General features: G+C 64.7%; 21 protein-coding genes. 12 read left to right on the top strand and 9 right to left on the bottom strand.

From position 1 onward, the window contains the following. The first annotated feature begins 195 nt into the window (after window positions 1-195). Together EV138_RS14950 and EV138_RS14945 are read left to right on the top strand one after the other, a co-directional pair. Window positions 196-1,029, top strand: coding sequence for a nitroreductase/quinone reductase family protein (locus tag EV138_RS14950; protein ID WP_238158147.1), 834 nt, complete (start codon window positions 196-198; stop codon window positions 1,027-1,029). 131 nt (window positions 1,030-1,160) lie between these two features. Next, window positions 1,161-1,628: a hypothetical protein gene (locus EV138_RS14945; RefSeq protein ID WP_133979542.1), complete on the top strand. Its 468-nt coding sequence runs from the start codon at window positions 1,161-1,163 to the stop codon at window positions 1,626-1,628. Between the two features lie 51 nt (window positions 1,629-1,679). Here EV138_RS14945 and EV138_RS14940 read toward each other — a convergent pair whose 3' ends face one another. The 3 genes from EV138_RS14940 to EV138_RS14930 are packed head-to-tail and all read right to left on the bottom strand — an operon-like array spanning window position 1,680 to window position 4,963. After that, window positions 1,680-3,065 (bottom strand): ABC transporter substrate-binding protein, encoded by a 1,386-nt coding sequence (locus tag EV138_RS14940; RefSeq protein ID WP_133979541.1) that lies wholly within the window; start codon window positions 3,063-3,065, stop codon window positions 1,680-1,682. A gap of 7 nt (window positions 3,066-3,072) precedes the next feature. Further along, window positions 3,073-4,026, bottom strand: a complete 954-nt coding sequence (locus EV138_RS14935; protein ID WP_133979540.1) for a carbohydrate ABC transporter permease — start codon at window positions 4,024-4,026, stop codon at window positions 3,073-3,075. A 13-nt stretch (window positions 4,027-4,039) separates the two neighbouring features. Further along, complete coding sequence (locus EV138_RS14930) at window positions 4,040-4,963, bottom strand: carbohydrate ABC transporter permease (RefSeq protein WP_133979539.1); 924 nt, start codon at window positions 4,961-4,963, stop codon at window positions 4,040-4,042. Between the two features lie 227 nt (window positions 4,964-5,190). Here EV138_RS14930 and EV138_RS14925 point away from each other — a divergent pair, with 227 nt between their 5' ends. Next, window positions 5,191-6,372: an ROK family transcriptional regulator gene (locus tag EV138_RS14925; protein ID WP_133979538.1), complete on the top strand. Its 1,182-nt coding sequence runs from the start codon at window positions 5,191-5,193 to the stop codon at window positions 6,370-6,372. 3 nt (window positions 6,373-6,375) lie between these two features. Here EV138_RS14925 and helR read toward each other — a convergent pair whose 3' ends face one another. After that, window positions 6,376-8,538: an RNA polymerase recycling motor ATPase HelR gene (gene helR / locus EV138_RS14920; protein ID WP_133979537.1), complete on the bottom strand. Its 2,163-nt coding sequence runs from the start codon at window positions 8,536-8,538 to the stop codon at window positions 6,376-6,378. Window positions 8,539-8,734: 196 nt separating this feature from the next. Beyond that, window positions 8,735-8,860: a hypothetical protein gene (locus EV138_RS38400; RefSeq protein WP_255513693.1), complete on the bottom strand. Its 126-nt coding sequence runs from the start codon at window positions 8,858-8,860 to the stop codon at window positions 8,735-8,737. Between the two features lie 590 nt (window positions 8,861-9,450). On the opposite strand from EV138_RS38400, the gene EV138_RS14915 reads away from it, so the two are divergent. Further along, entirely contained in the window at window positions 9,451-10,122 is a 672-nt protein-coding gene (locus tag EV138_RS14915) for an aminoglycoside phosphotransferase family protein (protein WP_202866723.1), read from the top strand. Window positions 10,123-10,159: 37 nt separating this feature from the next. Here EV138_RS14915 and EV138_RS14910 read toward each other — a convergent pair whose 3' ends face one another. Next, a complete protein-coding gene (locus tag EV138_RS14910; RefSeq protein WP_133979536.1) occupies window positions 10,160-10,789 on the bottom strand; it encodes a 4a-hydroxytetrahydrobiopterin dehydratase family protein in 630 nt (209 codons plus the stop codon). Beyond that, window positions 10,786-11,418 (bottom strand): TetR-like C-terminal domain-containing protein, encoded by a 633-nt coding sequence (locus EV138_RS14905; RefSeq protein ID WP_133979535.1) that lies wholly within the window; start codon window positions 11,416-11,418, stop codon window positions 10,786-10,788. The genes EV138_RS14910 and EV138_RS14905 overlap by 4 nt, the downstream gene beginning before the upstream one ends. A gap of 302 nt (window positions 11,419-11,720) precedes the next feature. On the opposite strand from EV138_RS14905, the gene EV138_RS14895 reads away from it, so the two are divergent. The 5 genes from EV138_RS14895 (at window position 11,721) to EV138_RS14875 (ending at window position 15,938) form a co-directional block, all read left to right on the top strand. Beyond that, window positions 11,721-12,260: a TMEM175 family protein gene (locus tag EV138_RS14895; protein WP_133979534.1), complete on the top strand. Its 540-nt coding sequence runs from the start codon at window positions 11,721-11,723 to the stop codon at window positions 12,258-12,260. Between the two features lie 118 nt (window positions 12,261-12,378). Beyond that, window positions 12,379-13,248: an alpha/beta fold hydrolase gene (locus EV138_RS14890; protein WP_133979533.1), complete on the top strand. Its 870-nt coding sequence runs from the start codon at window positions 12,379-12,381 to the stop codon at window positions 13,246-13,248. Between the two features lie 45 nt (window positions 13,249-13,293). Continuing rightward, entirely contained in the window at window positions 13,294-14,277 is a 984-nt protein-coding gene (locus tag EV138_RS14885; protein ID WP_133979532.1) for a GlxA family transcriptional regulator, read from the top strand. A gap of 65 nt (window positions 14,278-14,342) precedes the next feature. Continuing rightward, window positions 14,343-15,035 (top strand): 4a-hydroxytetrahydrobiopterin dehydratase family protein, encoded by a 693-nt coding sequence (locus EV138_RS14880; RefSeq protein ID WP_133979531.1) that lies wholly within the window; start codon window positions 14,343-14,345, stop codon window positions 15,033-15,035. Between the two features lie 147 nt (window positions 15,036-15,182). After that, window positions 15,183-15,938 (top strand): hypothetical protein, encoded by a 756-nt coding sequence (locus EV138_RS14875; protein WP_133979530.1) that lies wholly within the window; start codon window positions 15,183-15,185, stop codon window positions 15,936-15,938. A gap of 181 nt (window positions 15,939-16,119) precedes the next feature. Here the strand turns inward: EV138_RS14875 and EV138_RS14870 are convergent, their stop codons facing one another. Continuing rightward, window positions 16,120-16,671 carry a dihydrofolate reductase family protein gene (locus tag EV138_RS14870; RefSeq protein ID WP_133979529.1) on the bottom strand — a complete coding sequence of 184 codons (552 nt, stop codon included), beginning with the start codon at window positions 16,669-16,671 and terminating at the stop codon, window positions 16,120-16,122. Between the two features lie 693 nt (window positions 16,672-17,364). Then, entirely contained in the window at window positions 17,365-17,526 is a 162-nt protein-coding gene (locus EV138_RS37290; RefSeq protein ID WP_166678596.1) for a hypothetical protein, read from the bottom strand. A 100-nt stretch (window positions 17,527-17,626) separates the two neighbouring features. Between EV138_RS37290 and EV138_RS14865 the strand changes: the two genes are divergently transcribed. The 3 genes from EV138_RS14865 (at window position 17,627) to EV138_RS14855 (ending at window position 21,754) form a co-directional block, all read left to right on the top strand. Further along, window positions 17,627-18,787 (top strand): helix-turn-helix domain-containing protein, encoded by a 1,161-nt coding sequence (locus EV138_RS14865; protein ID WP_133979528.1) that lies wholly within the window; start codon window positions 17,627-17,629, stop codon window positions 18,785-18,787. A 716-nt stretch (window positions 18,788-19,503) separates the two neighbouring features. Then, window positions 19,504-20,106 (top strand): hypothetical protein, encoded by a 603-nt coding sequence (locus tag EV138_RS14860; RefSeq protein WP_133979527.1) that lies wholly within the window; start codon window positions 19,504-19,506, stop codon window positions 20,104-20,106. A gap of 127 nt (window positions 20,107-20,233) precedes the next feature. Further along, window positions 20,234-21,754, top strand: coding sequence for a YopA family protein (locus tag EV138_RS14855; protein ID WP_133979526.1), 1,521 nt, complete (start codon window positions 20,234-20,236; stop codon window positions 21,752-21,754). Window positions 21,755-22,614 lie beyond the last annotated feature (860 nt).

The raw sequence follows: 22,614 nt of genomic DNA, 5'->3' as shown, positions 1-22,614 counted from the left end.
TTGTCTAGCACCACCGATCGGCGCTGGAGGGTGGACCCGCGGGTGTTCTACGATGAGCCCATGACTGCCGGGTCGGCCTCGTGCCGTGAGTTCGTTGGGTTCCCGGCTGCGCTCTGAGCGCCGGCAGGGCCGCTAGAGGCCCGCCTTCTTCTTCCGCTGACAACGCTTCGTGCTGCCCTGTTGCCGAACATCCCAGTGAGAAAGAAGAGAATGCTGAACGACTTCACCGACCAGATCATCACCGAATTCCGCGCCAACGCAGGGCAGGTGGGTGGCCCCTTCGACGGTGCCCGCCTGCTCCTGCTCACCACGACCGGGGCCCGCTCCGGAAAGCCGCACACGACCATCCTCGGCTACTACCCCGACACCGGCGGGCGCGTCCTCGTCGTCGGATCGGCCGGCGGCGGTCCCAAGCACCCGGACTGGTACCACAATCTGCTCGCCCACCCGCGGGTCACGGTCGAGACCGGCCTGTTCAGCTACGAAGCCGACGCCGTCGTACTCCGGGATGCCGAGCGCGACGAGATCTTCGCGCGCCTGGTCGAGGCGGATCCGGGCTGGGGCGAGTACCAGTCGAAGACCACCCGGATCATCCCGGTGGTCGCCTTGCAGCAGGTCGTCACCGGCCCACCCGGCCACCGTGGTTCCCTCGCCGAGTCGCTCAAACTGATCCACGACCTCTTCCGCCGCGAACTCGTCCTGATCCGCAAGGAGTTCGCGGCCGCCGGTCCTTCGCTCGGGGCCCAGCTCCGGATCAACTGCCTGACGATGTGCCAGGGCCTGCATCACCACCACACCGGCGAGTCGACGATGCTCTTCCCGTCGATCCTGGCCCAGCACCCCGAAGCAGCGGCCACCGTCGAGCGTCTCGACGCCGAACACGCCAAGATCGCGGAACTCCTCGAAGAACTTCAACGCCTCGTCAGCACCACCGCCTCAGGCACGACCCTCGCAGACCTCGACCACCTGATCGATGCCGTCATCAACCACCTGGACTACGAGGAAGCCCAACTCGTCCCGCTGATCTGATCGCCGAATCATTTGCAACTCCGTGCAAGTGTGGCGGGAGCGAGGCTTTCGACATCTATGGTCGGGGTGTGAGTGGTGAATCGTGGAGTGAACTGAAAGCGCGCTGTGTGGTGCCTTTCTATCGTGAGCTGATGGGCACCAACGCGCTGGAGGCCGGCCCTTCGGTGCTCGCCGGACTCGCCGCGCTGGTCGACTCGATGAAGGCTGACGAGGTCGTCCATCTGCTGCGCTCCGACTGGCGGGAGCAGGTGATGGGCGCCTGGCTCTCGCTGGCACACCCGTTCGACGATGCGGTGCTCGCCGCGGTCACCCGCGCCCTCGAAACCAGCGGCGGCAGCCTCACCGCGCCCCCGCTCCTGGCCGCCGTCGTCACCCTGGAAGCACCCACCGCGACAGCATCGATCCAGGCGTACTACGAAGCCGACGTCGCCGGTGGCTGGGGTTCTGCCGGCCTGGCCCTGGCGGCAGCGGCGACTCTTCCCAACTCGCCCCTGCTCGCCCCGACCGCTGCCGACGAGGAGACCTTCAAGGCTCTGTCGGTGCTCGCCAACTGCCTGAAACCGGTCGCGGACCAGACCGCGGCCACCGGCGACACGTAGTACGGGATGCCGGCTGGCCGGGTGCGTGATGAGTGCACCCGGCCGGGGCGTCTACTGGGCGACCTTGAAGAGGTCGTTGAGTTGGTTGTTCAGTTTGTTCAGCGACGAGATCGGCGAGCTGCCGATGTAGACCGCGTCGAACCGGGGAGCCATCAGCGCGGCGATGTCGGCCGCGTTGGTGGTCACCGGGAACAAGAAGGTCGTCTTGTCCTTGACCTGCTGGGTGAACGGTGTGACGTCGAGTTTGCGTTCGTTCTTGTTGTAGGCGATCGCCAGGTTCGTTCCGGCCGGGCGGGCCGGGAAGACCACGCCGGACTGGCCGATGATGTTCTGGCATTCCGCGCCGGACAGGAACTTCACCCATTTCGCCGCGTTCTCCGGCTGCTTGGACAAGGTCGTGACCGAGTCCGCCAGCCCGTTGAACATCGACGCCCGCTTGCCGCTCGGGCCGATCGGCGTCGGGGCCAGACCGATGTCGAGTTTCTTGCCGGCGGCATCGGTCAGCTTGGTGAAGGTCGAGATCATCCACGACCCGCTGAGCCCGAGCGCCGCCGTACCGGACTGGATCTGCTTGTCCGTGCCGACCGCGTTGGCGCCACCGATCTCTTCGTAGCTGGGCATGTAGCCCTTGCGCACCAGGCCGAAGTACCAGCTGAGCGTGTCCTGCAACTCCGGCTTGTCGAGGTTGAACCGGCTGCCCCACGGGTTCTTGTCGGTCGCCTCCCAGCCGGCGCTCCCGGCGAACGCAGACCACTGCGTCTGGCCCCAACCGCCACCACCGGAGCCTTCCGACGCGAGCCCGTGCGTCTTCACATGCGCCTTGTCGAAGCCCGCCTCGTCACCACGCCTTCCTTTGGTGTCGATGGTGAGATGCGCGACCAGCTTTTCGAAAGTGCCGCCGTCGGTCGGGTTCCAGGTCAGGTTCTGCAGTGCGCTGGGATCCACGCCGGCCGCTTTGAGCGCCGCGTTGTTGTAGAAGATCGCGATGGTGTCCCAGTCCTTCGGAGCGCCGTATCGCTTGCCGTCCTGGCCTTTCCACAACTCCGCCAGGCCTTGCTGGTAGTCGCCGTCGGAGATGTCGCTGGTCGGACCGAGGTCGTCGAGCGGCCGCAGTACCTTCAGATCGACGTACTGCGCGAACTTCGACAGGTGATCGGTGAAGACGTCCGGCGCCGTGTCGGCGATGAAACCGGCGGTGAGCTTGGACCAGTACGCATCCCAGCCGTACTGCGAGATGTGGATCTTCAACCCTGGATTCTGCTGCTGGAAGGCGTCGGCGCATTTCTGGTAGCCGGGCTGCTGGGCCGAGTCCCACAGCCAGTACTCGATGGGGCCGTTCGCGCTGCCACCGCCACCGCCACTGCAGGCCGTCAACGCTCCGATGGCGAGTGCGGCGACCGCGGCGGCGGCCTGGATCCGGTGTCTGAGACTGGTCATGACGTCCTCACTTGATCCCGCTGAAGCCGATGGAGTTGACGATGCGTTTCGCGAAGAGCATGAACAGCACCAGCATCGGCAGGGCCGCGACGAGCGTGGCCGCCATCAGCCCCGACCAGTCCGGACCGGTCTGCGGCGTCTGCGACTTGAACACCCCGAGCGCGACGGTGAGCACCCGGGACTTGTCGGTGTAGCTGACCATCAACGCCCAGAAGTACTCGTTCCAGGACGCGATGTAGGTGAGGATCGCCAGCGTGGTGATCGGCGCCACCGACATCGGCAGGATCAGCCGGAAGAACACCCGGACCTTGGAAGCGCCGTCCATCAGCGCCGCCTCCTCGACCTCACGGGAGATGCCGAGGAAGAACTGGCGCAGGAAGAACACCGCGAACGGCGTCATGAACATCGTCGGCAACGCGATCCCGAGCAGCGTGTCCACCAGGCCGAGCTGCTTGATCAGCACGAAGTTCGGCAGCAGCGTGAAGATGGCCGGAATCATCAACCCGGCAAGGAAGAACGCGAAGACCTTCTCCCGGTGCTTCCACTGCAACCGCGCGAAGGCGTAGGCCGCCATCGCGGAGAAGAACACCTGGCCGACCGTGATCAGCGTCGACACGACGACCGAGTTGAACAGATAGCGCCAGAAGTTGATCGCCTGGCCGGCGCCGCCCGCGTCGATCGCCTCCTGCCCGGTCTGCAGGCCGAAAACCCGCTCGAAACCACCGGCCGAGGCTTGCACGGGCAGGAGGCTGTGCGAACCGGCGTACAAGGCGTTGTTACTCGACAAAGCGGTCCGCAGCATCCAGTAGAAGGGGAAGAGGCTGACGAGGATCACGAGGATCATGAAGGCCCAGGCGAGTGCGCGGCCGGGGTTGAAGCTGCGCGGCTCCTTCGGGGCGGCGTGACGAACCGTAGTGGTGGGCGCGATGGTCGCGACCTGCGGAGTGGTGTCGGTAGTCATTGGTCGTCGCCTTTCAGGCCAGGTCGGAAGACTCGGCGCGGGTGAGCCGGTACTGGACGAAAGTGATGACCACCAGTACTGCGAGCAGGGCGACCGACATCGCCGAGGCATAACCGAACTGGAACCGCCCGAAAGCGACGTCGTAGATGTAGAACTGCAGCACCCGGGACGAATCGACGGGTCCACCACGGGTCGCGATCGCCACGGTGTCGAACACCTGGAACGAGCCGACCACCGTGATGATCAACACCAGCGAGAGAATCGGCCGCAGCAACGGAATGGTGATGCTGCGGAACATCCGTACTTCGCTCGCCCCGTCGATCTTGCCCGCCTCGTACACGGTCTCCGGAATCATCTGCAGCCCGGCGAAGATCAGCAGCGCGGTGTAGCCCACGTGCCGCCAGACGTTGATCAACGCGATCGTCGGGATGACCCAGGTGTCGGAGGACAGGAACGGCAACCGGTCGAATCCCAGGCCGGCCAGGATCGTGTTCCCGATCCCGAGCTGGTAGTCCAGGATCCACAGGAACACCATCGCCGCCACGACGTTCGAGACCAGGTACGGCGTGAGCACGATGCCGCGCAGCCAGGTCTTCTGGGTGAGCCGTTGCATCATCACGGCGATGACGAGGGCGAGCACTGTCTGCAATCCGATGTTCAGGGCCACGTAGTACAGGGTGACTTTCAGGGCGTTCCAGAAGACCGGGTCCTGGACCATCCGGATGTAGTTGTCCAGGCCGTTGAACTTCGGCGGCGTGAGCAGGTTGAACTTGGTGAAGCTGAGATAGATGCCGCGCAGCGTCGGCCAGATCATGAAGACCGAGAAGCCGATCAGGGCGGGCAGGATGAAGAGCAGGGCGAGCCGGGTGTCGTCGCGGTAGCCGGTGGGGGCTTTCCGGCGGCTGGCCTGCTGCTGGGTCGGGGTCGCTGTGGCCATGGGGTGTCTCCTCCGCCCGGTGTACTGCGGCGCACCGGCACGCTCGAACCGCTCGAACGGGTGGCGCCCGTGAACTCCCCTGTCGTGACCCCGTACCCACGGACGCCAGCCGATTGATCGACTGCCCAAGAGCCGGCGTGAGGTATCCCGGCCCTGAGGTATTTACAGTCAGATTGAAAATAAGCCATGATGGCCGGTGTGACAAGGGTCACTTGTAAACTAAGTGGGTGACAGTGACCAGCAGGCCTGCGCGGTCCGCGCCCGAGAGATCACTGTCGGCGGGTGAGTTCGCCGTGACCCAGCAGTTGCTGGTCCACGGCCCCGCTACCCGCGGCGATCTCGGCGACCGGCTGAACCTTTCCTACGCCTCGATGTCGCGGGTCGCCCGCTCGTTGATCGGGGGCGGCATCGCCTCGGAGGATCTCGACCCCGCGACCGCGATCGGCCGGCCGCGGCAGATCCTCGCCGCGATCCCGAGCGCCCGGCACGTGGTCGGTTGCAAGCTCACCGGCGACACGGCGTACGGCGTGGTGTGCGACCTCTTCGGCGAGGTGCAGGGGACTGCGAAGGCGGCCCTCCCCGCGGCGGTCGATGGTGTCGTCCCGGTCGACGGCACCGTCAAAGTCATCGCCCAGCTCGTCACCAAGCTGGGCCGCAAGGTCCCATCGCTGGACGGCATCGGCGTGTCCGTCGGCGGGGTGGTCGCCGACCAGTCCGTCGTACTCGAAGGAAGTTTCCTCGGCTGGAGCGAGGTCGATCTCGCCGGCCCGCTGCGGGAGCGGACCGGGTTGCCGGTGATCGTCACCAATGATGTCGCGGCTCTCGCGCGCGAGCAGTTGTGGTTCGGCGCCGGGCGCACTCACTCGACCTTCGGGGTGATCACCGTGGGCGCCGGTCTGGGCATCGGTGTCGTCCGCGAAGGCGTTCCGGTCGAGCAGACCATCGACAACGGGCATCTGCTCGCGCACGCGCCGGTCGACGTGACGGGTCCTGTCTGCGGCCTCGGACACCGTGGGTGTGTGGCCGCGTATCTCAATCGCGAGGACTTCGAGGCGCAGGCGTCGGCGGCTGCCGGCCGGCCCGTCACCATGGCCGACCTGATCGCCGCCCGCGCCGCCGGCGACCCGGACGCCACCGCCCGGCTCGACGCGGCGGCCCGGGCGCTCGGACATCTGATCGCGACCTTCGCTGGGGCACTCCAGAGCACCTGCATCGTGCTGGCCGGCGAAGACGTCGCTGCCCTGGCGGACTCCGCCGCGCTGAACGAGGTGATCGCGGACCGGTTGCGGCCCGGGCCGCGAGAAGTGCAACGCTGCGAGCTCACCATCCTCACCACCCCGCTCACCTTCACCGACTGGGCCCGCGGTGCCGCCGTCACCGGGACCCAGTACGCGCTCGGCACGAGCTGAGTCCTACCCGGTGGTGAGTACGACGAGTTGCTGGGTCGCTCTGGTCATCGCGACATAGCGGTCGACAGCTCCTTCGATCCCTTCGCCGAACGACTCCGGGTCGATCACGACGACCAGATCGAACTCGAGTCCCTTGGACAGCACAGGCGTCAAGGAGCGCACGCGGTCCGGCGTACGGACTGTCCCGTCGGCACTGATGACACAGCCGATCCCCTCCGCGTTCTCGACCAGCCAGGTGTCCAGGATCGAGTCGAGCTCCGCTGTTGATCCGTGCCGGACCGGTACGCCGCTGCTGCGGATGGAGGTCGGCACATTGGCGTCCGGCAGTGCGGCGCGGATGACGGGCTCGGCTTCGGTCATCACCTCTTCCGGCGTTCGGTAGTTGATGCTCAGCGAGGCCAGCTCGACCCGGTCGAGACCGACTCTTTCGAGCCGTTCCTGCCACGATTCGGTGAAGCCGTGCCTGGCCTGGGCGCGGTCGCCGACGATGGTGAAACTTCTGGACGGGCAGCGGAGCAGCAACATCTGCCATTCCGCGTCGGTCAGTTCCTGAGCCTCGTCGACGACGATGTGGGCGAAGGGGCCGGCGAGCAGGTCTGGGTCCGCGGTGGGGAGGCCACCGAGGTCGATCAGGCTGTTCTGGATGTCCTGCCCGCGCAGCATCGGCACCCAGCCTTCGTTGTCGTCGTCGGCCTGGATGATGTTGTCGATGACGTCGGCCATCCGCTCCTTCTCGGCTGCCGCGGCTGCCTTCTGCCGGCGCTTGCGTCGGGACGCCTCGGGATCGCCGAGCCGCTGTCGCGCCGCGTCCAACAGGGGGAGGTCGGAGGTCGTCCAGGCCTGCGGTGCTTCCTTGCGTTGCAGCTTCTTCACTTCGTCGGGGCTGAGCCAGGGCGCGCACATCCGCAGGTAGGCGGGCACCGACCAGAGGTCACCGACGAGGTCGGTCGGCTCGATCAGCGGCCAGGCCTTGCCGAAGGCATCGATCAGATCCTCGTTCTGCTCAAGGGATCTGCGCACCAGGTCGATCGAGAGGTCGTCGTCCTCGTTCTCCTCCTCGTGCTTGTCGAGCAGGATCGTGATCAGCTCGTCCCAGACCTGGTCGCGCGCCTCGTTGTGCGGAGTACTGGGGTCTGCCGCCCCGAACGCCTCGACCCAGTCGGCCGCACTGAGCCAGATGTCGGCCCAGTGCGTCTCGACCGTCATCGGCTTGGTCGGCGGCTCCTCGTACAACTTCACCGCCGGCTCGATCGCCTTCACCATGTCCGCTGTGGCCTTCAGGCGCGCTACTTCGGGGTCCGTTTCGTCCGGTGCTGTTCGGCCTTCGGGCAGCAGATCTCTGACGGTGCAGGTCTGCACGCCTTCCTCGCCGAGGCTGGGGAGGACATCGGAGACGTACGCCAGGTAGGGCTGGTGCGGACCGACGAACAGTACGCCGCCACGTCGGTGGCCGAGGCGCGGATCGGAGTACAGGAGGTACGCCGTACGGTGCAGCGCGACGACCGTCTTCCCCGTTCCTGGGCCGCCGTCGACGACCAGGGCGCCGCGGGAACTCGCCCGGATGATCGCGTCCTGATCGGCCTGGATGGTGCCGAGTACGTCGCGCATGCGAGGCGAGCGGTTGCTGCCGAGGCTGGCGATGAAGGCGGACTGGTCGTCGAGTGACGCTTTGTGTCCTTCGAGGCCGTCCTCGGTGAAGATCTCGTCCCAGTAGTCACTGATCTTGCCGCGCGTCCAGCGGTACCGGCGGCGGCTGGTCAGACCCATCGGGTTCGCATGGGTCGCACCGAAGAACGGCTCCGCCGCAGGCGATCGCCAGTCGATCAGGAGCCGGCGGCCGTCGCTGTCGGTGAGGCCGAGACGTCCGACGTACAGTGCCTGGTTGTCTTCCGCGCTGACCATGTGGCCGAGGCAGAGGTCCAGCCCGAATCTGCGCAGGGTGCGCAGTCTGGTGGTCAGCCGGTGGATCTCCAGGTCCCGGTCGAGGGCCGCCTGGCCTTCGCCGCCGGGCGCTCTGCGGGTCTCGTCGAGCCGGTCGGTCAACTCGGCGATGGACTGCTCGAGGCTTTCCTTGATCGCCGCGAAGTGCTGCTCGTCCTGGGCGATCAGGTGTGGATCGGCTTTACTGCTGAGGCTTTCCGGGAGATCGAACGCACTGGTGGTCATATCAGCGGCTCCCGTACATCGACAACAACACACGCACTCTGCGACTCCCCGTCGTTCGGCAGATTCAGCTACGGCCGACGATTCTCCGCCACCCACGGGGCCTTGCGGCAAGTCCCCCCATGCGTTATAACTTAGACACGGCAGGGAGAGTCATCTCCTTGCCTTCTGTTTTGTATGCCTGCAGCAACCATGTTGCTCAGGTGATCCCCCACGCGGCTCCTGCGTCGCCGCTCCCACCCGCCCGCAGTCGCCGCTCCTGCGTCGCGGCTCGGTGAAAGACGCGGTGGTTGCCGTCGTCGGTCGGGTGCGGGTGGTACGCCACGCGGCTCCTGCGTCGCGGCTCCCGCCCGCCCCGTGGTTCGCCGCTCCCTCGTCGCGGCTCGGTAGCGAAGGGGGGTTGCTCGTCCTGGATCCGGTGCAGGTGGTGCCCGTGCGGCTCCTGCGTCGCCGCTCCTGCGTCGCCGCTCCTGCGTCGCGGGCTCGGTAACGAAGCGGTGGTTGCTCGTCCTGGATCCGGTGCAGGTGGTGCCCCGTGCGGCTCCTGCGGTTCGGTGTGGTGGTTGTCGATCGGTATGTACCGGGCATGCCAGAGCTGCTCAACCTCAGCGAGTTGGCGTACCCCAGTCGTTCTGAAGCAGGTCGGCGCGCCTAGGGTGCGCGGATGGTTGGGATACCTGGGGCGTTTGAACGGAGCACGGTCGAGCGTGAAGGGGAGCGCGGCGCGAAGTGGCTTGCCGAACTGCCCAGCATTGTGGACGGGTTGCTTGACCGGTGGGAATGCGCGCAAGACGGCGAAGTCATGCACGGCGGCGTCGGGGTCATCGTCCCGGTACGACGGGCTCAGGGTCCCGCCGCGTTGAAGGTGTCGTTTCCGCATCCCGGCAATGTGCACGAGCCCGACGCGTTCGTGGCGTGGAATGGTGGCGCCGCAGTCAGCTGTACGAGCGCGACGATTCGCAGTACGCGATGTTGCTCGAGCGGGCTCGGACGTCAACCCTGGCGGGCGTCGAAGACAGTGACGAGGTGGCGACCGTCGCAGGGGAGCTCAGCCGCCGGCTGGCAATCCCGGCGCCACCTGCTCTGCCGCGGCTGCGAGATCGGGCCGGCGAGTGGGAGGAGCAACTGCTCCGCGATTCGACGGAGTTGCCGCACCCGTTGCCGTCGTACGTCGTCGATGCCGCCCTCGCGACCGTCCGCGAACTCGGGCCGATCCAGCCGGATACCCTTGTCCACGGCGATTTCCACGCCAGAAACATCCTGCGGGCAGACCGCGAGCCCTGGCTGGTCGTCGATCCGAAAGGCTACGCAGGCGATCCCGCGTATGACGCCGGCGCCCTGCTCAAGGTCCGCGCGCTGACCTTCTTCGAAGCAGGCGATTTGGCAAAGCCGGTACGCCGCTTCCTCGACATCTTCACCGAAGCTGCGAACCTCGACCGCGAACGCACCCAGCGCTGGGCCCAACTCCACCTGGTCGAAGGCGCCTTCTGGGGCCGCCGCCACGGCTTCCGCATCACCCGCAACGGCTCCCAGTTGGATCGCCTCACCAGCTACGCCGACACCCTCGCGACGCTACTCACGCCCTAGTAGCGAAGGAAGCTCCAGCCGCGGAACGAACCCCGTCCTATTCACGCCCGAGCCACGTTGCGATGCAGGCCTCGTTGCCCTCGGCATCGGCAAGAACCCACCACTTCGGTGCGTAGGAATCGGACACCAGACGACCGCCCGCGGCCAGAGCGGCGGCGACACGCGCCTCGGCCTGATCGTGCGGTACGGCGACGTCGAGGTGAATCCGGTTGCGCTGCGGGCGCTCGGAATCCATTTGCTGTAAGCCGAATCCCGGCCCCCGGCGCAGTGAGTCGAACAGGTAGTCGTCCCCGATCTGCCCGTATCCGAGCAGCGCCTTCCAGAACGGGAGAACGTTGCCGCCGACAAGCACATCGAGCGTCACGTTGACGACCTGCACAGCGGTCGGATCGGCGCGGAGATGCAACTCCTTCGCCGCCGACGAGACCCGCCGAGCCAGCGCAACATCACGCCGTCCCAACGACACCGTGACACCGGCAGCCCTCAGGTCAACAGCGAGATACTGCGCCTCGGCTTCCCCGGTGATGCGGCCGATCTCTTCAACGAACGCGACGCCTTCGGCCAGCGACGCAGTACGGAAATGCGCCGAGACCAGGTGGTACAGCGAGCGCCAGTCCTCAACGCCATCAGCAGCATGGAACTCCCGTGCCGGAATCTGCTCCATCATGCTCGCGAAGCTACCTCGCCGTCGGAGATCGGCGCGGCGGCTATCGCGGCAACCACCTTGTCGGTGAGGCGTTGGAGACGCTCGGTATCCATCGGGTCGCGGAGAATTCCCACTCGCCAATAGAGAGGGCCGGCCAAGAAGTCCAGGCCGAGTTCGATGTCGGTGTCGGCGGGGATTTCGCCGCGCTCGATCGCGCGGTACAGGATCGCCGCCGCCTTTTTCCTGCGAGTGCCCCCGACTTGCTCCAGCAGAATCGCGGCCACCTCGGGATTGCGAGAACCCTCAGCGAGCAGGTCCGGGACGATCCGCGACATCAGTGGGTGAGCCAGAGCCTTGGCGCCGGCGGACAGAAACTCGAGTACGTCGCCGCGCAGCGTGCCGGTGTCGGGGGCGTCCGCTGTGGTGGTCGCGACCCGGGTGACCAGGTCGATGACCATCGCCTGCTTGGAGGGCCAGCGTCGATAGACAGCTGCCTTGCCGGCGCCGGCGCGTTTGGCGACGGCCTCGACTGTGAGCCTCCCGTAGCCGACCGCGGCGAGCTCTTCGAACAGCGCGGTGCCGATTGCCTCGGTGACGGTGTCCTGAAGCACCGGCCCGCCGGGAGCCCTGCGCGCTGGTGAACTGGCCATGCCCGACCCTAGCACGAGACGGAACGGTTGCGTCTCGACTTGTTCCGTGCTTTAGTCGATACGGAGTCGTTCCGTCTAAGCCTGACCAACCCGGCCGGCCGGCGACCCGCAGTACGAACTCGCTCAGACCCGCCGCCCGTCAGGAGAAATTGTGACAACCACCGCCGTACGACGTGCAGTCGCGCCCGGGCTGACCTCTGAGCGCGTGGGGATGTTCACCGACGCGGTGTTCGCGATCGCCATGACGCTGCTCGTCATCGAGATCCCCAAGCCGGAGCGCGGCCGGCGGCGGGGAGGACCGAATGGCGATGGCCTCCGAATTGTGGCGGTTTCTCGGGGACAACGTCGGCTCGTTCGTGGCGTTCGTCGTCGCGTTCTTGATGCTGTGGGCGGCGTGGCGCCAGCATCATGCCGTCTTCGATCAGCTCGAGCGGGTCACTCCGGCGATGATGTTCCTGCACATCCCGCTGCTGATTCTCGTGGTTCTGCTGCCGTATCCGACCGCGCTCGTCGGAGAGTCACTCGTCGGGGACCTCGCCGACAATCCCTTGACCATCTGCCTCTTCGCCGGGGTCGAGGCCTTGCTGCTCCTTTGTCAGGCCGCCCTGTTGTTCGTGGTGGTGCGCAGCGGCGTACTGGAGCCCGGCGCGGACGGGAGGCAGTTGACGATCAAGGCGATCATGCTCGTGGTTTTCGGCTTGTTCTGGGCGCTCACCGCCGTACTGACCTGGTGGTTCAGCAACATCCCGTTCGTCTGGCTGCTGTCTCCCGTGGTTGCCAGCGGGGCGAGCAAGACCGCCGGCCGTTGGATCCCTCTGCCGAACGAGTCAGCTTCTGACTGAGACAGCCACGCGTCTGACCGTTCCTGCCCGAACGCCGTACTGACGCGCGGCTGACGCATTCAATCGTCCTGGTCGCGGGCTTCGCGACTTGCTGCGAACAGTGAGGAAGGTGTGGCGAATGACCGAGTTCGTGACTCTCGACGGCGGGCGCATCGCGTACGACGTGATCGGCGACGGGCCGCTGGTGGTGCTCTCGCACGGAATGGGCGTTCGGCGGCAGGACTATCGGCACCTGGCGCCACTGCTGGCCGACGCGGGATTCCGGGTGGTGAACGTGGACATGCGCGGTCACGGCGAGTCCAGCCTGAACTGGCCTTCGGTGACCGGAAAGGCCGCCATCAGTCGCACGGATGTCGCCAACGACCTGCTCGGCGTCATCCGGTACTTCGGCGGCCCCGCGGTGATCGTCGGCCAGTCGCTGTCCGGCGGCGCCGCCACCATCGCCGCGGCTCTGGCTCCGGAACTGGTGACCGCGATCGTCGAGATCAACCCCTTCACCCGCGTCGCGAAGCTGAACTTCGGCGCGCTGTTCGCCGTACGGCGGTATCGCCGAGGCTTCGCCCGGTTGGTCGGGACGCAGCTGCTGAAGTCGCCGAAGATGTGGCGCTCGTATCTCGACGTCGCCTACCCCCACAAGCCCGACGACTACCGCCAGTACACCGACGGCTTGATGGAGACCCTGCGACAGCCGGGCCGCTGGGAAGAGTTCATGAAGACTGGCAAGACCACTCCGGCCGACGCGGAAGCCAAGCTGCCCGAACTGAAGCGTCCCCTCCTGGTGATCATGGGCTCCGAGGACCCGGACTTCGTCGACCCGCGGGCCGAAGGCGAAGCGATCGTCGCCGCCGCACCCGCCGGCATCGGCCAGGTGGCCGTCGTCGAGGGAGGCGGGCACTACGCACAGGCGGAGTACGCCGATCGAGTCGCCGAACTGATCATCGGGTTCGTGCGCCAGCACGCCGACGATCCCGCCCGACGGGTCGAGTGATCGCCTCTGCGGCCCGGACGCATCGACAGGGTGGACGATAGAGCCGTGGTCCCACTCCGCACCGTTGTGCTCGTCGTGTACGACGGCATCCAGCTGATCGAACTGGCCGGGCCGATGGACATCTTCGATGCGGCGAACATCGCCATAGGAACACCGGTCTACCGCGTCGTACTGGCCTCGCCGAGGGCAGGGACGGTCACCGTCAACGGCGGCCTGACGATTCCCGTCGAGCACACCCTGCAGGACTTGGCCAACGGCGACGAGGACATCGACACGATGATCGTGATCGGAGGATTCGGCGTCTACGATCCGGCCGCCTCGGCCGAGGTGGTGCCGGAGCTTCCGGCGCTCGCCCGGCGTTCGCGCCGGGTGACCGCGGTCTGCGCCGGCTCCCTCCTGCTGGCCGCGGCAGGACTGCTCGACGGGTACCGCGCGACGACGCACTGGGGAGCGACTGAGCAACTCGTCGAGCGCTACCCGCTCGTGCGCGTCGAGCCGGACCGGATCTACGTCCGCGACCGCAACCGCTGGACCTCGGCGGGAGTCACGGCGAGCATCGATCTGGCGTTGGCCTTGGTCGAGGACGATCACGGCCCGGAGCTGGCGCAGTTGATCGCCCGTGGGTTCGTCGTCTTCACCCGCAGGCCCGGCGGCCAGACCCAGTTCAGCGCTCAGCTGCGAGTGCAGACCGCACGAACCCCAGCCATCCGGGCAGTACAGAACTGGCTACCCGACCATCTCGCCCAAGACCTCAGCGTGGCCGCGTTGGCGCGGCGGGCAGGAATGAGCGAACGTAATTTCGCCCGCGCCTTCCGCGCCGAGACCGGCAGTACCCCGGCCGCCTTCGTGGAAAGCCTGCGCGTAGAAGCAGCCCGCCGTCTCCTGGAAACAACCGCCCTGACCGTCACCGCCATCGCCAGAACAGTCGGCTACAAACACGGCGAAACCCTCCACCGCCTCTTCACCCGCCACCTCGCAACCACTCCAGAACGCTACCGCCAGCACTTCTCGGTAACCGTCGCGGAATAAGACCACGGCCACCGGCGCCACGTAGTACTAGGTGTCTGAGGAGGCGCGGCTGCGAGGATGCTGTCATGGAACGGACATTGGGTCGGCAGGAAGCATCTGAGGCGGTCCAGGAATTCGGGTGGCGCTTCTTGCTGGGCTCCTTGCGCACGTCGGTCCCGGTCGGATCGTTGGCTCGAGCGATCGGCTTTGCAGCGGACGCTGTCGCGGTTTGCGGCGACGACGCCGATCGGCACCTGAGCGTCGATGCCCGCCCCGATCGAGTCGTCTTCACTCTGCAGTCGCTGGAGCGCGCGGCGGTGACCACGCGGGATGTCGAACTGGCGCTTCTGATCTCTGCTTCCGCGGACAGCGCTGGGTTGCGGGCCGAGCCCGAAATCGGAACGGGGGCACCGCGATCCGTTCAGATTGTGGAGATCGCGATCGATGCACTGGACATTGCCGGGATTCGGCCGTTCTGGAAGGCGGTGATGGGCTACACCGCTGAGTCGGGTGCCGACGGACCGGCGGATCCGCTTGTCGACCCGGTCGGGCAGAGCCCGGCCATCTGGTTCCAGCAGATGGATTCGCCGCGCCCGCAGCGCAATCGCATCCACTTCGACATCAGTGTTCCCCATGACGAGGCCGCGCCGCGCGTCGAAGCCGCCCTGGCAGCTGGGGGCCGTCTTGTGTCCGCGACGCGCGCCCCCGCCTTCTGGGTGCTCGCCGACCGGGAGGGAAACGAAGCCTGCGTAACCACCTGGCAGGGCCGAGACAACTGAAACCGGCGACTTCCCACCGGCTCGACGTACGCGGTCCTCTGTCGGAGTTTCCGACCCCGGCGCCAGTACTAGCCTGTTAGCCGGCTGGGTGGCGGGCAGTGGTTCGGGCATCAGGTCGGCTTCAGCTCGATGGGTGACAATCGTCGGGTGACGGATCAGGTTGAACCGGGCCCGGACATTGCAGGGCGGCAGTACGTCGACGAGTTGTTTCGGCGGGGTCGCCAGCATGAGATGCGACATGAAGTCGTTCCCGCCCGTCGGCTCTTTGGGGAAGTGTTAGCGGCGGCTACCGCGGCGGGGCTGCTGGAGTTGGTGAGGAAAGCCCACGCATTCCTCGGTATCGTCAGCCTCAAGGAGAACAATCTGGAGGCTGCGCGGCCTCACCTCGAGACAGCCCTCAGTATGGCGCTCGCTGCCGGGGACACCTCGCTAGAGGCCTATACGCGGCAAGAGTTTGGATTTCTCCTCCTCGGCGAAGGCGAGCCTGCAGCGGCACATTCCGAGTTTCTCCGCGTGCTGGGGCTGGCGCCGAGTGTTGGCATCGTGAACCTGACCGGGAATGGCCTCAGCGGGATGGGTGTATCCCTCCTCGCCCTCGGCCGGACGGCTGATGCTGTTCCCTTCCTTCTTGGCGCGCTGGGAATCCGCACCGAGATCGGGGACCTGGAGCAGCAGCACGTCGACCTGGTGCATCTGGCCCATGCCGCGCTCTTGCTCGACAACGAGCCGGTCGCCGCCGGCGTCGCCGGTCTACTGGCGGGCAGCCCGGAGACGAAATCGGGGATGTACGCCCACGACCGTCGTACCTTGGACACGGTCCTCTCCGCGGTCGGCGCCGATTCGCCGGCGGCAGGATTCGACGAAGCCCGCTCCCTCGTCAGTCGCCTAGCCCACTCGGCTTGATCCCCCAAGGCCGCGGCCGCTACTCGCCTGCCTGAGTGGCTTGTTGTGACTATCAACTCCGGGGCGGCTCCCAGATCTGAGGGCCCGTCCGGGAAGGTTTCGGCGACGTGCTGCCACCCCGGCTTGTCGTTCCTCTCGGTACACCGCTTCAGTCGACTCTAGGGCGCCAGGGTCATGCCGGTCAGCGGCGGACGCGGTAGCGGATGTGGGTGGCCTGGGGGGTGTCGATGACGCGAATGATGTCCAGGGTGACGAGCGAGGGCAGCAGGTCGAAGAGTCGGCGGCCGGCACCGAGTAGTACCGGGATGTGATGGATCTGCACCTCGTCGAGCACCCCTGCCTCGATTGCACGCTGCGCGACGTAGCCGCCGCGCACCTGGACGTCCCGGTCCCCGGCGGCGGCCTTCGCCTGTGCCATGGCGCTTTCGATTCCGTCGGTCACGTAGGTCACCAACGGGTAGTTCCACCGGGCGGCCGGGCCGGGCGGCCGATGACTGGGTACGAAGATCGGGGCGCCGTTGTGGTCACCGCCCCAGTGATCCATGAGCTCGGCGGTCCGCCGCCCTGCGAGGATGGCGCCGGCGGCGTTCCACTCGGCTTCGAACTGTCCAGCAGGCCCGCCGGCAGCGAACCAGTCGTGGAGCAACTCACCGTTCTCCCCGCCGAGGAAGTCGTCGGGATCAGCGATGTACCCGTCGAGCGACATCGACATGTCGAGGATGGATATAGACACTTCGACCTCCTGTGGTCTCCAGCCAACTGGCCACCTGTGGGCGCCATCTGCCTAGGCGTCGAACGACCGCTCCCGAATTCGACACGACTCCCAAGGAATCGCGGACCGGTTCTCCTCGGCTTCCTTAGCCATGTCAGGGTTGACGCAGACAGCCAACCACGCGGTGCGCAGGCCAGCGCACCGACAGGCTGGCGACCCAGCGATCCGCAATCGTGGCATCACCCAGCAGGTGGAGGCCGTTCAAATCGTCCTCATTACCTAGACATCTGCCGACCTCGATACGGAAAGCCGCTCGCCGAGGTGTTCGCCAACCGCGAGTTCGACCGCGCGCCCTCGGGTTGGCGTCCGGAGCGTTTCGGGGTTGGGTTTTCCCCAGCCGATAGAGACGACCCGCCTGCGCCTTCTGGGCAGGTACCTCAAGAAGGTTGCCGAGAGCACACATCAGCCGTACCGATTCAGCGTAGAGAAACGGGCACCTGAGCTACGTCTCGTCCCGTTGCTCCGGTGTCCGCTGTGGACGTGGAGGCCATTGCACTGGCCGCAACGACTTCTCTGGATTCGTCTGCGCGACGGGACCGGGAGGACCGGGCGAGGCGGATATCCAACGCCTCGCCCGGTCTTGGTGTCCTGCTTGGTAGGCAGGGTGTGCGCGGTTCTCAGGGCTTCACACGCACACCCCGCCAGACTGTGAGGTCAGTCCTCGTCTTGCCATCCCGCGCCGTCAGCGGTGCGGTGGTAGCCCTTGTGATCTCCGAGGACGCACGGCATGCCGGTCTTCGGGTGCAGGCCGTCGCATACGTCGGTTCCTGACCACTCCACCCCGTCCACATCGCGCCCCGTATATGTCCCGTTCATGTCCTCAGCTTGACGACAACAGAGGGTGAGATCACTGGTTCCTGCGTATCCCTCTGGCTCAGGATGCAGGGATACAAGGGCATGGGGGACACTGGGCCACGTGACCTTCGGAGATCGCCTGAGGGAGTACCGAGAGCACCGGGGTTGGTCCTTGGCCGACCTCAGTAATGCAACGCACTACAGCCGCTCCTACTTGTCGAATCTGGAGAACGGCAGGAAGACCCCGACCGAGGATCTGGCTCGGTCCTGTGACGAGGCGCTACGGGCCAAAGGTGAGCTGATCTCGGCAGCCCGAGGAGACACAGTCTCGAAGCTCGACCTGACGCCGTGGCAGACGGCCGAGCTGATCCAACGCATGCAGGCCAGCGACACCACAGCGGCAACCTTGGAGAGCCTCCAGGCGACTATCGAAGAACTCTGCTGCCAGTACAACCACCGCGACGCCCTAGAGCTGCGCCAGGAGGCCCACGGCTGGCTTCAGCACGTCGCAGGTCTCCTACGTCGACCAGTCGGCCTCAAAGCCCATGCAGACCTGCTAGTAGCGGGTGGATGGCTTGCCTTGCTTGCTGGGTGTGTTGAGTACGACCTCGGCATGCGGACAGCGGCGGAGTCCACCAAGTCCGCAGCCATGCAGCTAGGCCTGGAGGCCGGCCACCCCGAAATAGCCGGTTGGGCCCATGAAATGACCGCCTGGTTCGCTCTGACACAAGGTCGGTTTCGCCAGGCGGTCGACGCTGCCCAACGTGGCCAAGCTGTAGCCCAGACCAGCAGTGCGCACGTGCAGCTCATCGCCCAGGAGGCGAAGGCCAAAGCGCGCCTCGGCGAATCGGACCTGCAAACCCTGCTGGAGAGCGGCAAGGAGATGCTTACTCGCCTTCCGTATCCGGACCGGCCAGACAACCACTTCAAGGTGGACCCCGCCAAGTGGGACTACTACGCAATGGATGTCCACAGAATCGCCGGAGACGACGAGCTAGCCGCCCGGTACGCCCGCACTGTGATCAAGGACAACATCACTCCAAAGGGCTACGAGCTGAGCCCAATGCGGATCGCTGAATGCCGCATCACTCTCGGCTTCGTCGCTGGCCGAGAGGGCGACCTTGAGCAAGCCGTCGAGCTTGGCGTGAGCGGCCTCAAGAACGGCCGCCAGAGCAAGATGCACCTGCACATGATCGCCGGAGAGCTCGACCAGGAGCTACGCCACCGCTTCCCCAGTGAGGGACTTGTAACCAACTTCGAAGAGGCCCTGAGAGCCCTATGACATGCGGATGCTGACAGCCAACGGGCGACGTTCGTACGCATGGTCCAACGAGGTTCCCCATCGGCCGCAGACCAGTTCGACGTTCATGAACGTCCCCGGACTGATGCGGATGAGACTGACGTCTGAAGAGGCGCTGGGGCTGCGGCTTAGTGAGCTTCGCAAGGATGTTGGCCGTGCTGCTGCGAGGGGCTGGCACTCCAGGCGGGTAGAGAGACGGGCTGAGTACTTCGCCGCGTCGGGAGAGTGTTCGGTGCGAGGCAGCGTGCGGCGACGGAGGAGCCCGTAGCTGGGGGGGTGGGGAGCCGGGCGAACGTAGGAGCCCGGCGGGGCGGGGTTTGCTGGGCGCAGGAAGGGCCGGACGCTGAGCGTCCGGCCCTCTGTTGGTGGCGGAGGATACGAGATTCGAACTCGTGAGGGGTTGCCCCCAACACGCTTTCCAAGACCGCAATCCGACGTTCAGTTCAGATCGGGACCAACTCCTAAGCGTTGCCGACGGGGTTCGTGAACCACAGCGAACGCCCCCGGACGGTCGCGGATGAGACCCACATTGAGACCCTTCTGGAGCCCGGCGATGCGGTCGATCGCCACCGCCACTTGTCAGAGTTCCTCCGACGCCGATCAGGCAAAGCTCGAGCACTCTCAGCTCATCGCGTCTGAGAAGGGGCTTGCGACTGCCACGGTGCAGTCGACCCAATCCCTGGTCCCATACTGGCTAGATGAATCTGCCCGATATACCGGATGGTCCCGCCTGGTTGGGATGGGTCTTGTTCGTGTTGGTGTTAGCAGTGCTGATATTTAGAGAAATCGGCAACTACCGAGGGCAGGACGCGACACGGAGGCTCACGGAGCTTCAGGCGGACAAGGCCGCGCTGGAGTTGCTCACTGCCTCCATCTCTGCCCAAGGCGCGCAGTTAGATGCGATCTCCAGGGCGCTGGCAGCAGATTCGCCAGCCCGGCCGTCTGAGGAGGACTTGGTTCACATCCCAGACGAGTACTCGGCGCTGGTGCGCCACCTCCGCTCTAGGGAGCGGGCGCGACAGGAACTTCCGAATATCGTCGCTCAGCTCGCAGGTCTGCAGGCGCGCAGGATGGAGATCGAACGGAGGCTAACTCAGCACCTGCCGGGTGCGGCCGAGGAAGCCGCTGATCTTCGCAAGGAACTGTTAGGGGTTACTGGCGGAGTCGCATCATTGGTCCAGATGGTCGCCGAGTCGCCGCGCGTGTATGTGTCGGCGAATCCGCCGAAGGATCCAGTAGCTGACGACATATGGATCGACACCTCTACGGAGATCAGATTCAATCAGGCGGGACCGGCATAAGGCTTCTGGGTTGAGGCTGACGTAGGTTGACAAACTTTGTGCCGACAACCAAGCGATGGTGAGGAAAGCGAGCTCTCGCGGAGAGCCTTGTGGGCTCCTAGGTGGTTTACCAGATAGTGGAGGCATTATGTCAGACGCTAAAGATGCGAGCGCATCGATAGTCGACGAAGTGGAATATATAGACGGGAAGCGTCTGGTTAAGCGAACTTTTACTTCGAAGACCGGCGCTTCGCATGTACTCGTTGAACATGCGAGTCCTGACGCTACCCGACACTACTATTCCGCCGCCGGACTGAACACTCCAATCATTTTGTATTCTGGGAATTTTGGCTTCGACGGGGATGCGAATGCGGACTGGACCGGAGACGTTCAGTTTCGGTGGCTGCCGCATCCGCGTGTAGTAGCACAGGGAGAACGGGCTCAAGATGCGAAAGAACTGCTCAAATCCACTCAATATGATAGTTCGGATGCGGTTTGGGTCGACATGCCGAAGGTCGTAGTGCCGGCCTCGTCGACGCTCCCACCCTCGTCTGGCGATGTTTACCCAGGATGGTCTAGGTCGTCTGGCTCGTCCTACGTGGACGAGAATCTTCAGCCAACAGAGGTAGGCGATGGTTCTGCTTTAGATCGGATCACATTCCTCCTTCCGAATGGATGGTTTTCATCTGACGGTTCCTGGATCTGCGATCCAGACAATTTATGGCACCGTTGGCGAGGTCGTCTCTCCTTGAGTCATGGCGGCTGGGATATCGTTGTCGATGCGCGCTCCGATATGAGCAATCCAGATTTCAGAAAGGCTCTGAAGGAATCAGGAGGATATTGTGCCACTCACATCGGCGAAGTGAGTCGTACTTCAGGAGAAAAATTTGATGCCGTGGAGGCGGAGGATTTGTTGGAAATCCTGCGCCTGGCATTCACCTTCGCATGCGGACGTACCGTCAATCCGGTGCTTCCGGTTGGTTGGAAACAGGATCAGGCTGTGTGGGCGTTGTGGGCAGGTCCAAACGTAGATCCGTATCGTACGGTCGCCACATGGATCGACCCGGTCGGGGCAATGACGCAAGTTGCCGACGTGATTAAATGCATGCTCGATTACTGCGGTGACCCGTTCAAACGGGAGATAGTTCGCTATGCTATTTCCTATTTGACTACGGCCAATTTTGATCTGGATGCTGAGTTGGCTGTTGCGGTGCCAATTTCTGGCTTGCAGTTGCTGGCGCACCATCGGCTTGTCGAAGAATTGCATACCCACAGCCCCGCTGCGTTCGAGCGGCTCGACACTGAGCCTCAGATTAGGCTATTGCTGGAGGATTGCAGTGTTGATATGTCACTACCCGACCATCTCGGGTATTTAGCAGTCGCACAGGCTTCGATTCCGCCGGAGCCGAATAGACCGCTACGCGACGCATTGGGTACCGCTGTATTCCTGCGGAACAAGATTATTCACCCGACGAAAAAGAATCCCAGCAATTGGAGTGTCTATAGTTGGTATGAGGCCAGCATGGTCTCTCGGTACTACCTTACTCTTGCAATTCTCAATACCATCGGATACGCGGGTACTCATCACTCAATGTTGAGTAAGAATCGGTGGGTGGGTGCAGTCACGCTGGTCCCATGGGCGACGACGCCTGGGAGCGGAGGGGCTTAACCCTGGGGCGTCATAGCCCACGCTTGGATGCGGATCGCAATGAATTTGCCGGAGGGCTACTCCAGTTGGGACATGACGAGTCATACTCTCGGGATGGCCATAGAACATGATTTTTGGGCGACTAGTGCCCAGACGCTTCCAGTCCTCGCCTTGGCTCAGATCATCGAGGCGCGCGCGATCATGTCTCGATGGTCCAGAAACGGCCGGTTCTCGGTCTTGCAGCGAATCATGATGGTCACCTGGGCTGTGCCTATCATCGCTTACGGATATCTCATTCCGAGTTCGCTTCTGGCTCTGAGGGACGGTGCCGTACCAGATTACTATGCCGCCATAATTACAAATGTAGTTTCGGTGGGTGTAGGTGTGTTAATACTGTCGCCTATGCTTAATATCCTTGCTTATGCGAATTCTGGTGCGATTGCGCACTCAGTCGTCTTTCTGTATAACCTAGGGCGTCGAGTCCGATTCCTCGGGTTGTCGCTTTGGTTTTGGCGTTGGAGGGGCAAGCTACGCGAAGTCATTTTGCTCATGCAAGAGAAGGTGACGAGGCTAGAGGTTGAACGTGCGAAAGTGGATGATCAGGGGTTTTCTTCTGCGCCGATCGCCTCGGAGTTGGATGCACACTTAGAAAGATGGTCTGACCGGCTTTCTGACATGCTGGCTCTGTGGGGTGAACTTGAGTCGAATTCCGCAAAGTTTCAAGCAAGGAAGCAGAGGGCGAGAGATCGAAGACCGGCCGATGTCAGGGCGTTTGAGGTAGGTTTTCGGAGATCGCTGACCGATAGTGAGCCCACACTCTTCGCATTTCCTGGAGATACTTCGAGGCGACGTCGATGGGCTAGGCGGAGACCTTCCAACTT

Source organism: Kribbella voronezhensis (assembly GCF_004365175.1).
In the GTDB taxonomy this organism is placed as follows: Bacteria; Actinomycetota; Actinomycetes; order Propionibacteriales; family Kribbellaceae; genus Kribbella; species Kribbella voronezhensis.
Note: the sequence above shows the minus strand (reverse complement) of the source record. Positions and strands in the feature narration are given on the sequence as shown.

Coding starts and splice junctions, on each gene's coding strand:
- helR (WP_133979537.1), bottom strand. CDS start 8,538: ATGACCACCAGTGCGTTCGATCTCCCGGAAAGCCTCAGCAGTAAAGCC.
- EV138_RS14855 (WP_133979526.1), top strand. CDS start 20,234: ATGTCAGACGCTAAAGATGCGAGCGCATCGATAGTCGACGAAGTGGAA.
- EV138_RS14880 (WP_133979531.1), top strand. CDS start 14,343: ATGGAACGGACATTGGGTCGGCAGGAAGCATCTGAGGCGGTCCAGGAA.
- EV138_RS14890 (WP_133979533.1), top strand. CDS start 12,379: ATGACCGAGTTCGTGACTCTCGACGGCGGGCGCATCGCGTACGACGTG.
- EV138_RS14905 (WP_133979535.1), bottom strand. CDS start 11,418: ATGGCCAGTTCACCAGCGCGCAGGGCTCCCGGCGGGCCGGTGCTTCAG.
- EV138_RS14930 (WP_133979539.1), bottom strand. CDS start 4,963: ATGGCCACAGCGACCCCGACCCAGCAGCAGGCCAGCCGCCGGAAAGCC.
- EV138_RS14945 (WP_133979542.1), top strand. CDS start 1,161: ATGGGCACCAACGCGCTGGAGGCCGGCCCTTCGGTGCTCGCCGGACTC.
- EV138_RS14895 (WP_133979534.1), top strand. CDS start 11,721: ATGGCGATGGCCTCCGAATTGTGGCGGTTTCTCGGGGACAACGTCGGC.
- EV138_RS14935 (WP_133979540.1), bottom strand. CDS start 4,026: ATGACTACCGACACCACTCCGCAGGTCGCGACCATCGCGCCCACCACT.
- EV138_RS14940 (WP_133979541.1), bottom strand. CDS start 3,065: ATGACCAGTCTCAGACACCGGATCCAGGCCGCCGCCGCGGTCGCCGCA.
- EV138_RS37290 (WP_166678596.1), bottom strand. CDS start 17,526: ATGAACGGGACATATACGGGGCGCGATGTGGACGGGGTGGAGTGGTCA.
- EV138_RS14910 (WP_133979536.1), bottom strand. CDS start 10,789: ATGATGGAGCAGATTCCGGCACGGGAGTTCCATGCTGCTGATGGCGTT.
- EV138_RS14860 (WP_133979527.1), top strand. CDS start 19,504: ATGAATCTGCCCGATATACCGGATGGTCCCGCCTGGTTGGGATGGGTC.